This window comes from Paenibacillus aestuarii (assembly GCF_027789125.1).
GTDB lineage: Bacteria > Bacillota > Bacilli > Paenibacillales > NBRC-103111 > Paenibacillus_E > Paenibacillus_E aestuarii.
The window spans coordinates 116,380-131,682 of sequence record NZ_JAQFVF010000020.1 but is presented as its reverse complement, the minus strand read 5'-3'; the positions used below and the strand labels follow the sequence as shown (position 1 = coordinate 131,682).

14 protein-coding genes are annotated in these 15,303 nt (G+C 46.7%); 1 reads left to right on the top strand and 13 read right to left on the bottom strand.

The annotated features are described in order from the left end of the window. Window positions 1–3: 3 nt before the first annotated feature. The 13 genes from fliF to O9139_RS06225 form a co-directional block, all read right to left on the bottom strand. Window positions 4–1,587: a flagellar basal-body MS-ring/collar protein FliF gene (fliF, locus tag O9139_RS06285; RefSeq protein WP_270878603.1), complete on the bottom strand. Its 1,584-nt coding sequence runs from the start codon at window positions 1,585–1,587 to the stop codon at window positions 4–6. 43 nt (window positions 1,588–1,630) lie between these two features. Then, the gene (gene fliE, locus O9139_RS06280; RefSeq protein ID WP_270878602.1) at window positions 1,631–1,939 is read right to left on the bottom strand and encodes a flagellar hook-basal body complex protein FliE; all 309 of its coding nucleotides are present in this window, start codon (window positions 1,937–1,939) and stop codon (window positions 1,631–1,633) included. Window positions 1,940–1,958: 19 nt separating this feature from the next. After that, window positions 1,959–2,408: a flagellar basal body rod protein FlgC gene (flgC, locus tag O9139_RS06275; protein WP_270878601.1), complete on the bottom strand. Its 450-nt coding sequence runs from the start codon at window positions 2,406–2,408 to the stop codon at window positions 1,959–1,961. A gap of 6 nt (window positions 2,409–2,414) precedes the next feature. Continuing rightward, a complete protein-coding gene (gene flgB, locus O9139_RS06270; RefSeq protein ID WP_270878600.1) occupies window positions 2,415–2,822 on the bottom strand; it encodes a flagellar basal body rod protein FlgB in 408 nt (135 codons plus the stop codon). A gap of 239 nt (window positions 2,823–3,061) precedes the next feature. Continuing rightward, the gene (gene codY / locus O9139_RS06265; protein ID WP_270878599.1) at window positions 3,062–3,847 is read right to left on the bottom strand and encodes a GTP-sensing pleiotropic transcriptional regulator CodY; all 786 of its coding nucleotides are present in this window, start codon (window positions 3,845–3,847) and stop codon (window positions 3,062–3,064) included. A 38-nt stretch (window positions 3,848–3,885) separates the two neighbouring features. Beyond that, window positions 3,886–5,283 carry an ATP-dependent protease ATPase subunit HslU gene (gene hslU / locus O9139_RS06260; RefSeq protein ID WP_270878598.1) on the bottom strand — a complete coding sequence of 466 codons (1,398 nt, stop codon included), beginning with the start codon at window positions 5,281–5,283 and terminating at the stop codon, window positions 3,886–3,888. A gap of 78 nt (window positions 5,284–5,361) precedes the next feature. After that, complete coding sequence (gene hslV / locus O9139_RS06255; protein WP_270878597.1) at window positions 5,362–5,916, bottom strand: ATP-dependent protease subunit HslV; 555 nt, start codon at window positions 5,914–5,916, stop codon at window positions 5,362–5,364. 232 nt (window positions 5,917–6,148) lie between these two features. Continuing rightward, entirely contained in the window at window positions 6,149–7,450 is a 1,302-nt protein-coding gene (gene trmFO / locus O9139_RS06250; protein ID WP_270878596.1) for an FADH(2)-oxidizing methylenetetrahydrofolate--tRNA-(uracil(54)-C(5))-methyltransferase TrmFO, read from the bottom strand. A gap of 13 nt (window positions 7,451–7,463) precedes the next feature. Then, the gene (gene topA / locus O9139_RS06245) at window positions 7,464–9,566 is read right to left on the bottom strand and encodes a type I DNA topoisomerase (protein ID WP_270878595.1); all 2,103 of its coding nucleotides are present in this window, start codon (window positions 9,564–9,566) and stop codon (window positions 7,464–7,466) included. Window positions 9,567–9,635: 69 nt separating this feature from the next. Next, the gene (dprA, locus tag O9139_RS06240; protein ID WP_270878594.1) at window positions 9,636–10,727 is read right to left on the bottom strand and encodes a DNA-processing protein DprA; all 1,092 of its coding nucleotides are present in this window, start codon (window positions 10,725–10,727) and stop codon (window positions 9,636–9,638) included. A 115-nt stretch (window positions 10,728–10,842) separates the two neighbouring features. Beyond that, complete coding sequence (sucD, locus tag O9139_RS06235) at window positions 10,843–11,775, bottom strand: succinate--CoA ligase subunit alpha (protein WP_270878593.1); 933 nt, start codon at window positions 11,773–11,775, stop codon at window positions 10,843–10,845. 48 nt (window positions 11,776–11,823) lie between these two features. Beyond that, window positions 11,824–12,984, bottom strand: coding sequence for an ADP-forming succinate--CoA ligase subunit beta (sucC, locus tag O9139_RS06230; RefSeq protein ID WP_270878592.1), 1,161 nt, complete (start codon window positions 12,982–12,984; stop codon window positions 11,824–11,826). A 276-nt stretch (window positions 12,985–13,260) separates the two neighbouring features. Beyond that, window positions 13,261–13,518, bottom strand: a complete 258-nt coding sequence (locus O9139_RS06225) for a hypothetical protein (RefSeq protein ID WP_270878591.1) — start codon at window positions 13,516–13,518, stop codon at window positions 13,261–13,263. Window positions 13,519–13,702: 184 nt separating this feature from the next. Between O9139_RS06225 and O9139_RS06220 the strand changes: the two genes are divergently transcribed. After that, complete coding sequence (locus tag O9139_RS06220) at window positions 13,703–15,271, top strand: YifB family Mg chelatase-like AAA ATPase (RefSeq protein WP_270878590.1); 1,569 nt, start codon at window positions 13,703–13,705, stop codon at window positions 15,269–15,271. Window positions 15,272–15,303: the final 32 nt, after the last annotated feature.

Sequence of the window (15,303 nt, the reverse complement as noted above, 5' to 3'; positions counted from 1 at the left end):
CCTCTATTCATCTACTAACCAAGTACGAAGCAAGTTGACAAAATCTTCAGGCCGTTTCTTGGCGAGTGTTTCCAACTGCTTGCGGACTTGATTTTCATTATTGACACTTTCAATATCAATCGTCGGCATCTCAGCTTTCTTAGCCGGCATGTTCAATTCTTCTTCCAATTGCTCTGCTGCTTTTTTGCGTCTTCTCCATACAAATCCACCGATCGCCCCTAATGCGAGCGCGGCTACCGCCAATCCGCCGTAAGTCAAGTACTTGGATGTGCTTGACGCTGTAACATCTGTCGGACGGACAAAAGAATGCGCGATAACTGTAACTTTTTGCTGCAAATCAGCGTCTGTATAAGTGACTTTATTATCAGCCAAAGCTGTTCTTACAATATTCACCAGTGCAGCTTGCACCGCAGCTTTTGTTTCTGGTGTCAATGAATTCGGATCATCTTTCACAGGAGGTTCGATTCCGACGTTGATACTCAAGTCCTTCACTACATAAGGCGTTGAAACAATGTCATTCGTGATCCGGTTTACTTCGTAATTAACGGTTTTGCTGTTCTTCTCAGAATTCGACTTTCCCGTGGAAGAGGATCCCGGGTACCCTGGCACATCTGTTGAGCCCGTCCCTGCAACCCCACCATTACTCGCACCGCCGTCACTCTGATAAGACTCCGTTGCTTCTTGCAATGAAATTTGCAAACCTTGTTGATCTACTTGGTTTGGAGCGGTAACGAGCTGCTCTTTACTTTTCTTTTGGTCAAAGTTCATCGTTGAGAACACATTAACGATAACTTTATCCCGACCCAACATGGTTCCTAGCATATTTGTAATGCTCTTTTGCAAATCATTGCGGAAATTATTGTTAATATCCGTCTGGCTTGTTACCAGGCTTGATGATGTCTGACCTGTTACCTTCGAAGAGTTCAAAGCTTCACCGTATTGATCGGAGATGGTGATATTTTCTAGAGGCAAGTTCTTTATACTGTGAGATACTAGATTGTAAATCGTGTCAATCTTGCCTTGATCCATCGTATAGCCTGGTTTGATTTGTAGAACGACCGAAGCCGAAGCTGTTTCCTGCTCAGGTTTGAGGAACACGCCGTCTTCAGGGAGTGTAATCAATACTTTGGAACCGCTGATCGCTTGATTCGAATTAATCAGCTGCTGCAGCTCGCCTTGCACTGCATTTAAATATTTCACTTTAAATTCGTTGTCAGTAATTCCGAACGCACTTTTGTCACTAAAAGCACCGAAACCGATCGAACCATTCTTGTTCAATCCTTGTGATTCAACTTCAAGTTTCACATTCGCGACTTGATTGCTTGGCACTTCGATACTCTTGCCGTCCGAACTCAATTTATAAGGAATTTTGGCAGTATCCAGATAATTCTTGATTGAAGCAGCGTCACTTGCCTGCAAATCGGTATAGGCAAGTGAATATTCAGTTTTTGATAAGTTGTAACTAATTATTCCAGCAGTGAGAACCAAAATGAAAACCGTCGCTATGAAGGTGATTTTCGTTGTTCTACTGTATCGATTCCAATATTGTCTTACTCGTTCCCAATATTGGAGCAAGTTCTCATTCACGATATCACCTCATCCATTCATAGTTTAGTAGCCATTGGTTCTTTTAAACTTGCATCCTCATCATTTCTTGATAAGCTTCTAAAACTTTATTTCTGACCTGAACGGTCAATTCAAGTCCTAACGAAGCTTTCTCTGAAGCGATCGTTAATTGATGAACGTCTGAAAGCTCACCTTTGATAATGCTTTCGTTCAACTGATCAACTTGTTTTTGTTGGTCATTCAAGTTGTTCACTGCATCATTGAGAAAGGATCCAAATTGTTTCCCGAGATCTGCTGCACCTTCACCTGAACTAGCTTTGGGCTTAACCGGGGACATAATATTCATTGGAGAATAGCTAATTTTGTCGATCATCGTCGGTTCCTCCTATTATCTATCTACCGATTTCTAAAGCTTTAGTGATCATAGATTTGCTAGCATTCAGAGCAGTTACGTTGGCCTCATAAGATCTTGTTGCTGAAATCATATCAACCATTTCCTTAAGGACATCTACATTGGGCATATAGACGAATCCGTTAGCGTCCGCATCTGGATGCGTTGGATTATAAACTTGCTTCAGGGGGGAAGTGTCTTCAATAATCTTGTTCACGCGAACACCTTCTCCAGTACCATCCGCCATAGCGCCTTGCAGCGTCTGTTCAAAGCTCTGTTGCGGCTTCGTTTCGAAGGATACTAACTTTCTTTGGTAAGGAACCCACTTGCCGTTAACCATTTTGGCTCTGGTCGTATCAGCATTCGCAATATTGGAAGAAATGACGTCCATTCTCAATCGTTGTGCAGTGAGGGCAGACGAACTAATATCAAACCCGTTTGTAAGTCTCATCGTTTATTATTTCCCTCCCAAGACTGTGCGCATTTTTTTAAACTCGCTGTTCATCTGCTGAATCAAGGTGTTGTACTTCAATTGATTCTTGGCCATAAGTGACATTTCATAATCCATATCAACATTGTTCAAGTTATTGTTAATCGTTGTCGTTTCGTCAGCTTTAATTTCAGGCATGACATTATTTTCTTGTTTGCCTATAACAAAATGCCTAGGGTCTGACCGATAACCTTGTATAGACTGTGTTGATGAACTCATTTCACCTTGAAGAATTTCTTCAAACTGGACATCAGAGCGCTTGAAGTATGGTGTATCGACGTTAGCCACGTTATTCGCGATGACCTTTTGTCGAAGTGCAGACGCATCGAGGCTTCTTTCCATTAAGTTCCAACTTGGTTTATCTAATAAAGACATGGTGAGACACCCACTTTCTAAAATAAATGGCTGTGATAATATTCAACAATGTCAGTTTTGATTCCTTCTTATTTCGACATTATTCATAAAAAACTACTTCGCTTTGTGACCAAATTGTAGAAATATGTAAGTCTAGGTACATGAATAATCATCTAAGATATTAGCTTAAGATACAATAAGAAAAAAGCCCTATCTTTTTACCAGATAGGACTTTCTAGTGTTATATAAAGGTTTTGTCACTAAAGTTTTGTTTTCAGCTGCTCAATACTTTGGATGAGTTGTTCATTAAGAATCCGGATATAAGTACCTTTCATGCCTAGCGAACGCGTTTCGATTACACCGGCACTTTCCAGCTTCCGCAGCGCGTTGACAATGACGGAACGAGTGATTCCTACACGGTCGGCAATTTTGCTTGCGACGAGAAGACCTTCTTTGCCATCGAGCTCTTCAAAGATATGTTCGACAGCTTCCATCTCACTGAAAGATAAAGAGCCAATTGCAACTTGAACGACTGCTTTGCTTCTTGCTTCTTCTTCGATTTCTTCTGCCCGTTCTCTAAGAATCTCCATAGCGACCACGGTTGATCCGTATTCCGCCAAGATCAAATCATCATCTACGAACGCCGCGTCATTACGGCTAAGCACCAGCGTTCCAAGCCGATCCCCGCCACCGATTACAGGTACAATTGTCGTATATGTGTACGGAAACATATCTCTCATTTGATCTGTGTAATAGTAATAAGGACTGTCAGGTTCAACATTGGAAGACGTCTCTTCAATTTTGAGCAGAAGATTGTTGGAATCCGCGGAGAAACGCTTATCCACCAAAATCGTTTGATTCATTTCCGAAGAGATCGGATCATTGGTCAGAGCGTAGCCGAGGATTTTGCCCTTGCGGCTTACTACATATATATTGGCGATCACAATGTCCCTCAGCACTTCTGCCATATCCATAAAACTTACCGCATTCCCTGCTTCCTTCTGAAGCAAACGGTTAAGTCTTCTAGTCTTGTTCAATAAACTCATCTTACTGCCTCCTACTTACGTAACCATCCATGAATTCATTATAAAATATATTGACTCAAATCACGATTTTGGACAATATCGCCCAGTTTCTCACGCACATACTCCGGATTAATGACGAACTGTTCTAATGTAATTTCCGGCGCTTCGAAAGATAAATCTTCCAGCAACTTTTCTAAAATCGTATGCAAACGGCGCGCGCCGATATTTTCCGTATTCTGATTCACTTCCACAGCGATCCGGGCAATCTCGCGCACGGCCTCATCGGAGAAATCAACGGAAATACCTTCGGTTTGCAACAGTGCCGTATATTGCTTCGTAAGTGCATTTTTCGGCTCAGTTAAAATCGATACGAAATCATCCAATGTCAAATTGCTCAGCTCGACGCGAATCGGAAAACGCCCCTGGAGCTCTGGGATCAAATCAGACGGTTTGGCGATATGGAAAGCGCCTGCCCCGATAAACAGCACATAATCGGTTTTGACCGGACCATATTTGGTCATCACAGTCGAACCTTCAACGATTGGCAAAATATCGCGCTGCACACCTTCACGTGAAACATCCGGACCACCGCCACCGCGACTGCTGCTTGCAATTTTATCAATTTCGTCGATAAAAATGATACCGGATTGTTCTGCGCGAGCGATCGACTCTTGAATAACTTCGTCCATATCAATCAGACGCTGAGCTTCTTCCTGTGTCAGCACTTTGCGAGCCTCTTTAACAGACAGCTTGCGCTTCTTCATCTTTTTCGGCATCAGGTTGCCGAACATTTCTTGCATATTCATCCCCATTTGCTCATTCCCTTGGCCTGCAAGCATATCCAGCATCGATGGCGATGTGTCCTCAACTTCAATTTCTACGGTTTCTTGTTCTAATTTACCTTGAGCCAATTGCTCGGCTACTTGGGAACGCTTCGATGTAATCGTCGGGTCCGGGGCAGGCTCTTCCGCTTCGGATTGATTCTGGCCGCCAAAGAGCATTTCCAGCGGATTGCGCTGAGATTTAGCGCGAGTTGGCGCAGGAACCAGGAGATGAACCAGGCGCTCATTGGCCAGTTTCTCTGCACGGTCCTTCACCTTCTCCGTTCGCTCCGCTTTCACCATCCGAATCGACGTTTCAATTAAATCCCGCACCATCGACTCGACGTCGCGGCCTACATAGCCGACTTCCGTGAACTTGGTCGCTTCTACTTTAATAAACGGGGCGCCGACGAGTTTCGCCAATCTGCGGGCGATTTCCGTCTTACCAACCCCGGTAGGGCCGATCATCAAAATATTTTTGGGCACGATCTCATCGCGGATGGACTCATCCAGCAAACTTCTGCGATAGCGGTTGCGCAAAGCGATGGCCACCGACTTTTTCGCTTTTTTTTGCCCGATAATATAGCGATCCAATTCCTGGACGATTTGTCTGGGAGTTAGGGAGCTGTTGTTCACTTCAGTTACCCTCCTTAGAGTTTTGCATCTATGCAAAACTTGTGTCATTCACTCCGGTGAGTGTTTTAGGATCACTCGCTACTCGATTTCTTCTACAATAATATTATGATTGGTAAATACACAAATCTCGGCAGCCGTCGTCAGCGCTGCGTGAGCGATTTCACGTGCACTCAGATTAGATGCGTGACGATGCAGTGCCCTGCCCGCCGCCAGAGCGAAACTGCCGCCAGAACCTATGGCCAAAATGCCGTCGTCAGGCTCGATAATCTCCCCGTTGCCAGACAATAACAGCAAACCGGTTGAGTCCATTACAATCATCATCGCCTCAAGCCTGCGCAATACACGATCCTGACGCCAATCCTTGGTCAATTCCACAGCCGCGCGCTGCAGGTTACCGTGATGCTCTTCCAGCTTGCCTTCGAATTTCTCAAACAGCGTGATGGCATCTGCTACGGAACCAGCAAATCCGGCAATGACTTTCCCTCTATATAAACGCCTTACCTTCTTGGCGCTACCCTTCATAATCATGCTGTTGCCAAAAGTGACCTGTCCGTCTCCGGCAATAGCTCCCTTACCTTGATGACGAATCGCAAAAATCGTTGTCGCATGAAATGTTGCATCCTTCGGATCCATCGGCTCCACCTCTTCGGAATCATAGTCATGGCCTATCATGTACGAATGATTCTTTCTGTCTTATAAATGAGATAAACCTCTAGCGAGGTCTTGCGAAATTAAGCGACCGCATCTAGAGGCAATGTATATGGCAATCAAATGAAAATAATATTCACTTGCATTCGCTAAAAGTTCCAAAACATAATCATCTTAACACAGGGACAGGTTTCGATACAAGTTTAGACGAATTATTTCACAAAAAATTCTGAATACTTTCCAAGGCGCGCTGAGCTAGTTTCTCGTAGCGCTCTTTTTTATTACGAATCCGCTCCGGTAATGCCGGAAGCAGACCAAAATTCGCATTCATCGGTTGGAAATGTTTGAAATCAGCAGTCGTAATATAATGAGCCATACTGCCGAGTGTCGTTTCCGGTGGGAACACCAAGCACGATTCCCCCTTCGCCATTCGTCCTGCATTCATCCCGGCAATCAATCCGGAAGCTGCAGATTCGACATAGCCTTCTACACCTGTCATCTGTCCGGCAAAGAACAGATTATCGCGTCCCTTGGACTGATACGTCGGGTTCAATAGCTTAGGCGAATTGATAAACGTGTTACGATGCATAACGCCATAGCGGACAAACTCCGCATTCTCAAGTCCAGGAATGAGCTGCAGCACACGCTTTTGCTCGCCCCATTTTAGATGCGTTTGGAATCCTACAAGATTATACAGCGTTCCCGCTGCATTATCCTGTCTCAGCTGCACGACAGCATGCGGCATTTTGCCAGTGTGCGGATTAATTAAACCAACCGGTTTCATCGGCCCGAATAGTACGGTTTGTTTGCCGCGTTTGGCCATGACTTCGATCGGCATGCAGCCCTCGAAATAAATTTCTTTTTCGAACTCTTTCAGTTCAGCAACCTCGGCCGAGATCAATGCTTCATAGAACGTATTGAATTCTTCTTCTGTCATCGGACAGTTGAGGTAAGCCGCCTCGCCTTTGTCATACCGAGACGCAAGGTATACTTTATTCATATCAATGGACTCTTTCTCCACAATAGGAGCCGCCGCATCGTAGAAATACAAATACTCTTCACCCATCAAAGATTTCAATTGAGCGGATAGCGCGGGCGACGTCAGAGGTCCTGACGCTACCACCGTAATGCCTTCCGGCAAGGATTGCATCTCCTCATTGCGCACTTCGATCAGCGGATGGTTGCGCAGCGCCGATGTCACCTCTTCGGAGAAGCCGTCGCGATCAACCGCGAGAGCGCCCCCAGCTGGGACGGCATGCTTGTCGGCGCTGGATAGAATGAGGGAATCCAGTTTCCTCATCTCTTCTTTTAGAACGCCTACCGCATTGGTAAGCCCGTTTGCCCGCAAGGAGTTACTGCATACGAGCTCAGCAAATTTATCGGTAATATGAGCAGGCGTTTTGCGCACGGGGCGCATTTCGTACAAAGTTACTGGCACGCCTTGACGTGCGATCTGCCATGCGGCTTCACTTCCAGCTAATCCTGCTCCGATGACAGTCACTCTAGGATATTCCGGCAAAATCAGTACACCTCTAATCTTTCACTTCTTCTTGTTGATCTTCGTTGACCTCTTCTTTGTAATCGCATTGTACACATTGCAAGTTAACACCGTTCTTGCTGCGTTTCTCAATCATCATGGAACCGCAGGACGGGCAAGGTTTGCTCACTGGCTTATCCCAGGAAACAAAGTCGCACTCCGGATAGCGGTCGCAGCCGAAAAACACACGGCCTTTCTTGCTGCGTCGTTCGACAATCTTTCCTTGATGACAAGTCGGACAAGTCACGCCGATGTCTTTGACAATCGGCTTGGTGTTCCGGCATTCCGGGAACCCTGAGCAAGCCAGGAACTTGCCGAAGCGGCCCATCTTATAAACGAGCGGTCGCCCGCACTTCTCGCAGATTTCGTCGGACACTTCATCTTGGATCTCGATTTCTTTCATTTCTTCTTCAGCAACTTCAAGACGCTTCTCGAAGGATGTATAGAAAGAATCCAATACTTTCACCCAATCTTCTTTGCCTTCTTCGACAAAGTCAAGCTCTTCTTCCATATGAGCGGTAAACTCGATATCAAGAATTTCAGGGAAGAATTCCTGCATTAATTGAATGACAAGCTCGCCAAGCTCGGTGGGCACGAATTTCTTTTCTTCAATCGCTACGTAGCCACGTTTTTGAATCGTCTCCAGCGTTGGCGCATACGTACTTGGTCGCCCGATGCCCATCTCCTCCAGCGCGCGCACAAGGCGTGCTTCCGTATAGCGAGGTGGCGGCTGCGTGAAATGCTGCTTCGGCTCCATGCTTTGTTTTTGCAAAGAGTCGCCCTGCGACAGAGCGGGAAGCAGCCTATCTTCTTCCGTTGTACCGTCGTCATTGCTTTCCACGTACACTTTCATAAAGCCCGGGAATTTCATTTTGGAGCCTGCAGCCCGGAATACCGTTTCGCCAGCCATCAAATCAACCGTCATCGTATCCATAATCGCTGAAGCCATTTGGCTGGCAACGAAACGCTCCCAGACGAGCTTGTACAGGCGGTATTGATCTTTGCTCAGAAATTCCTTTAATTGTTCCGGCTCACGCATAACGGAAGTAGGACGGATCCCTTCATGCGCATCCTGAGCGTTGGCATTCTTCTTGATGTATTGGCGAGGCGTTTCCGGATAGTAATCCGCTCCGTATTTGCCAATGATAAATTCCTTAGCTTCTTCTTGTGCAACGGGCGAGATCCGGGTCGAATCCGTACGCATGTAAGTGATTAAACCTACCGTACCTTCTTTCCCAAGGTCAATCCCTTCATATAATTGCTGCGCCACCGACATCGTCTTGGAAGCGCGGAAATTCAACTTGCGGGCAGCCTCCTGCTGCATGGAGCTCGTGATGAAAGGCGGAGACGGGTTGCGCTGCCGTTCCTTCTCCTTCACTTCTTGGACCGTGAATGGGCCTTCGCCCATAGCCGCCAATACTTCGTTCACATCTTCTTGTGAGCCGAGCTCTTTCTTCTCACCGCGAATGCTGTAATATTTCGCTTCGAACGTAGTCTTACCAGCAGCGAGAACCGCTGTGATAGACCAGTACTCTTCGGGCTCAAACGCTTTAATCTCGTTCTCGCGATCGAGAATCAGTTTCACGGCAACCGATTGTACGCGTCCTGCCGACAAACCTTTTTTTACTTTTTTCCAAAGCAAAGGGCTAATCTTATATCCAACAAGGCGATCGAGAATACGCCTAGCCTGCTGCGCATTGACGAGATCCTGATTAATGCGTCTCGGCGTCTTGAAAGCGTCTTTGACCGCATCCTTGGTAATCTCATTAAAGACAACCCGGCAAGCTTCATCCTGCCCGACGTCCAAGTAATGAGCTAAATGCCATGCAATTGCTTCCCCTTCACGATCCGGGTCAGCTGCGAGATATATTTTTTTAACTTTTTTGCTTGCGTCTTTAAGTTCTTTTAAAATAGAGCCTTTGCCACGTATCGTAATATATTTAGGTTCAAAGTTACGTTCTACTTCTACACCAATTTGGCTTTTCGGAAGGTCGCGAATGTGACCCATCGAGGCTTTTACGATGTATTTGCTGCCTAAATATTTGCCGATGGTTTTTGCTTTGGCCGGTGACTCCACGATCACTAAAGAATCCGCCATGGATCGTCCTTCCTCCCCTCGTCATTCAAGGTAAAGTCTATTGGCGAGAAGAAAAGCTTCTTGAAATGCCTATGCTAATAAGTATGTAGATCCTGGAAGCTGTTTAATCGCCTTTTTCATAAGTAAAGATAACAGAACTGCATGCAAATGTCCAAAAGTAAATTGACTAACCTCTAATAAAGTGTCGATACTCATCGGTTCATTAGACATTATAGCCATAATTTGCTGTTCTTCAACACTCAAATCAAGAAGTTTAACATACCTGTGAGGAACAGCGATTTGGCCCGACCTTAGCAAATAAGGATACTCCTCCAAGACGTCGTGCACATTTGAAACCAGCTTCGCTCCCTGCTTGAGCAGGTTGTGCACACCACCACTCTGTGATGAGTGGATTGAGCCGGGAACCGCAAAAACATCCCGCGATTCATCTAACGCAAATTCCACCGTAATTAAAGACCCGCTGTCCGGTGCGGCTTCCACCACCATGACGCCAAGCGATAATCCGGCAATGATCCGGTTGCGCTGCGGAAACATCCCAGGATGGAGCTTAGTACCGATCGGATATTCGGACAGGATCACCCCTTGCTGCTCAATCTTACGGTACAGCAAAGCATTCTCACGGGGATATATCTGATTAATCGCACATCCCAGGACAGCTACAGTGCCGCTCGTTCCCTGCAAAGCGCCGATGTGAGCCTGACTGTCAATGCCTCTTGCGAGACCGCTGACGATGCCGAATCCGGCTTGAGATAATTCCATCGCCAAGTTTTCCGCAATTTTTTTACCGTACGGGGTTGGCGTCCTCGTTCCAACAATACTGAGCAAACTTTGGTTCAAAAAGGAAGGATCGCCTTTGAAAAATAAAATCCAGGGAGGCTGCGCAATTTCTTTCAAAATAGGAGGGTAACCGTCATCCAGTAATGTCAGAATGTGAATGGATTGTTGTTCATAAAGCTGAAGCCGCTCTTCAATAAAGGATGGAGAGAAGCGCTTGGCAATCAAATCGGCAATCGATTTGCGAATACCGGCTGCATGGAGCGCTTCGGTGGAGAGTTCAAACAACTCCTGGGGTTCCGGAAAGCGGCTAAGCAATTGAAGGATCGTTTTCCAGCCAACGCCTTCCAGCTCATGTAAACCAAAAATAATGTATCGATTATCCATAAGTATATACACTCCTTCCCATTCTTACAAATGGTTTAAACACTGAAAAACAAAAAAACCTCCCAAATTCCTCAAAAGAGGAAATTGGAAGGTTGCTTACCTTCAACAAAAGGTATTATTTTTTGGTGATAACTTTATCCAGCATGCCTTTCTCTTCAAGAACGGCAACAAGTGTGGAACCCATTTCCGATGGAGTTGCAGCAACACGAATGCCGCATCTTTCCATTGTCGCAACTTTCTCAGCTGCAGTGCCTTTACCACCGGAAATGATGGCGCCAGCGTGGCCCATACGTTTTCCTGGAGGCGCAGTTTTACCGCCGATGAAGCCAACAACCGGCTTCGTCATATTCGCTTTCACCCACTCAGCCGCTTCTTCTTCAGCTGTACCGCCGATTTCACCGATCATGATAACCGCATACGTATCTGGATCTTCGTTGAAACGTTTGAGGATATCGATGAACTCGGAGCCTTTTACAGGGTCGCCGCCAATACCAACTGCGGAGGATTGTCCGATACCGCGAGTTGTCAATTGGTGAACCGCTTCGTAAGTCAATGTTCCGGAACGGGAAACAACGCCTACGTGACCTGGAGTATGGATATAGCCAGGCATAATACCGATTTTGCACTCGCCAGGTGTAATAACGCCTGGGCAGTTAGGTCCGATCAGAACTGTTCTCTTGCCTTCCATGTAACGCTTCACGTTAACCATGTCAAGAACAGGAATGCCTTCTGTAATACAGATAACGAGATCAAGATCTGCGTCAACCGCTTCGATGATGGATTCAGCTGCGAAAGCTGGTGGTACATAAATAACGGATGCTGTTGCACCAGTTGCTTTTTTGGCTTCGATCACAGTATTGAATACTGGAAGTTTAACCAGTTCACCGTTTTCAAGTGTGATATCGACTGTCGTGCCGCCTTTACCAGGTGTTACGCCACCAACCATTTGTGTGCCGTAATCAAGACCGCCTTTGGTATGAAACAAGCCCGTAGCGCCGGTAATCCCTTGAGTAATGACTTTTGTATGTTTGTTAACCAAAATACTCATGATCTTTGTTCACATCCCACTCTATTATTTAAAACCGCTCGGGTTTAATTATTTAACTAAAGCAACGATTTTTTGAGCGCCGTCAGCCATGGAATCAGCTGCTACGATGTTCAGGCCGGATTCGTTCAGAATCTTTTTGCCCAGCTCAACGTTAGTACCTTCCAAACGTACAACAAGCGGGCGGGAAAGTCCAAGCTCTCTAGCTGCTGCAACAACACCGTCAGCGATAACGTCACAACGCATAATACCGCCGAAAATGTTAACGAAGATACCTTTTACTTGCTCATCGGAAAGAATGATTTTGAAAGCTTCTGTAACTTTCTCTTTGGTAGCGCCGCCGCCAACATCAAGGAAGTTCGCAGGGTCTCCACCGTAGTGCTTGATGATGTCCATAGTTGCCATCGCCAGACCAGCACCGTTAACCATGCAACCGATGTTGCCGTCAAGGGCGATGTAGCTCAGGTCATATTTGGAAGCTTGAATTTCCTTCGCATCTTCTTCATCAAGGTCACGAAGTTCAATGATATCTTTGTGACGGAAAAGAGCGTTGGAATCGAAGTTCAATTTCGCATCCAAAGCCATAACATCTCCGTCGCCTGTTACAACCAATGGGTTGATTTCAGCGATGGAGCAGTCTTTCTCAACGAACGCTTTGTAAAGAGCAAGCATGAACTTCGCAGCTTTGCCAACCAATTCGTTAGGAATGTTGATGTTGTAAGCCAATCTGCGCGCTTGGAAAGCTTGCAGGCCGATTGCAGGGTCTACAACTTCTTTGAAGATTTTCTCAGGCGAATGTTCAGCAACCTCTTCGATTTCTGTACCGCCTTCTTCAGAAGCCATCATAACTACGGAACCTGTCGCACGGTCAACAACGACACCCACATAGTATTCTTTTTTGATGTCGCAGCCTTGCTCGATCAAAAGACGCTTTACTTCTTTACCTTCAGGACCTGTTTGGTGGGTAACCAGAACTTTTCCTAAAATTTCGCTAGCATATGTACGTACTTCATCAAGGTTCTTAGCTACTTTAACGCCGCCTGCTTTACCGCGTCCTCCGGCATGAATTTGCGCCTTCACGACAACGACAGATGTTCCAAGTTCTTGAGCAGCTTGTACCGCTTCGTCAACAGTAAAAGCAACTTTGCCTTTAGGAACGCTGACTCCGTACTGTCTCAGGACTTCTTTGCCTTGGTACTCATGGATATTCATTTCCAAAATCCTCCTATCAGTATGGACTTTCTAGACGTGCTATACAGGGAAAAGTGCAATCCCATCATATGCGTGCACGGTAAATCTTGCTGCCGGAATTAGTATCACACTTCTTCACAAGCCCTAACCATTGTATCACTTTTTTTCGACAGTTTCCTTATTTTTTTCGTGAAGTCAGTAGAATTTTCCTTTCACTGTGAAAAACTTTAGCTATCACTCTAGGCAAAAGAAAGACGCATTTTTCAAACTTTTGAAAAATACGTCAGGGTATTAATTTCAAGTAAATGTTGTCGTTGAAGTGTTCACGCGCGGCTCGCGCTCCGCTTGTTTGATGAACCGCATTTCATTACCGGTAAAGCTGCAGACCAAACATTGTATTGTTGCCTCCGGCTCGGGGATCGGATTGGGGTCCTTGAATTCGACAATATTCCCCGTCAATGCATCCTTCATAAAGGACTGGGCGTAACTTGTAATTACGTTGAACTTGACACGGTTGGAACGGCAATTTGGACAAAAATATGGTTTTTCCTCCATGATATCACCTCAAAAACCATTATGCGCATGAATTAGACTTTTTAACCTTAACATTTCCTTTACCTGTTGCGCCTCTTAGCTGATGAGCATATAATTGAGTTATATGGATGAAAAAGGAAGCACCTTGACTCCCAACGAAGCTTGCCCAACGGCAGCTAATCTGTGGATTGGAAGGTGTTTTTTGATGTATGGAAAAGTGATGAGTGCCTGTCTGCAAGGTATTGAAGGACAAGTAATTGAAGTGGAATCGGATATTTCCAGCGGCTTGCCGCAGATCAATCTCGTCGGATTGCCGGACAGTGCGGTACGGGAATCTGTAGAACGAGTGCGATCCGCCATTAAAAATTGCGGATTTACGTTTCCTCTGGATCGAATCACCGTGAATTTGGCACCTGCCGATTTGCGCAAAGAAGGCTCTTCCTTCGACCTGGCGATCGCGCTGGGCATCCTCCTAACCACCGGACAGCTGCCGGCAGATATCGTTGAGCGCACGCTTTTCATCGGCGAACTGGCGCTAGACGGTGCGCTGCGCCCGGTACCCGGCGTGCTTTCCATGGTGCATGCGGCCAAGCAAGCAGGCATGCGACGCATCTGCTTGCCTGAAGCGAATGCGGCAGAGGCAGCACTCATCGAAGGCGTGAACGTGTATGCGCTAGCCAAGCTGGCCGATTTCAAAAATTGGAACGGCATGGAAGAAACTTCTTTCTTATTCAAAGCGCGAGTCGACGATCCGTCTTCCACTGCTCCAGCGGCAGATACCCGATCCCTCTACAATGATAATTATTCGGATGTCAGCGGGCAGCATCAAGTAAAACGCGCGTTGATGATTGCCGCTGCCGGCATGCACAACATCTTGCTTATCGGCCCACCGGGTACAGGCAAAACGATGCTGGTCAAGCGGATGCCGACAATCCTGCCCCCCATGTACGACCGCGAAGCGCTCGAAGTGACAAAAATATACAGTGCCTCCGGCAAGCTGCCGGATCGGAGCTCGCTGATGCGCAAGCGCCCGTTTCGCGCGCCGCATCATACGATTTCCGCCGCAGGCTTGGCTGGAGGCGGCTCGATTCCCAAGCCCGGCGAGGTGAGCCTCGCTCACAGGGGGATCCTGTTCCTCGATGAGCTCCCCGAGTTTACGCGCAGTGCGCTAGAAGTGCTGAGACAACCGCTCGAAGAGCGGTGTGTGACAATTGCCAGAGCCCGTGCTGTCTACACGTTCCCCTCGCAATTTATCCTCGCGGCCGCAATGAATCCATGCCCTTGTGGCTTTTTTGGTGAAGATTCGGACAAGCACGTTTGTACGTGCAGCCCACAAAAAATCATTCATTACCGCTCGAGAATATCCGGCCCCTTGCTTGACCGTATTGATCTTCATGTAGAAGTGCCCAAGCCCAGCTATGCGCAGCTCCATGAGCGGAACTTGCATCAGTCATCCGAAGAGATGCTGGAGCAGGTCTTGCGTGCACATGCGACCCAGCAAGTCCGCTATGCTGACACAGGCATCCGCTATAACAACGAACTAAGCGGCAAGCTGCTGCGCCGGTTTTGCGCGTTGACTGCCGAAGGGGAGCAGTTGTTAAACGCTTCGTTTGACGCACTGGGGTTAAGCGCACGCGCGCATGATCGTATCCTGCGGTTGGCCCTAACAATTGCCGATCTGGACCAATGCACGCAGATCGAACCGCAGCATGTTGCCGAGGCGATCCAGTATCGTAATCTGGATAAGAAGCAATCTCCGCACGTGAGCATATAAAAAAGAGCTTTTCAACCCTGACAGCCAGCGAA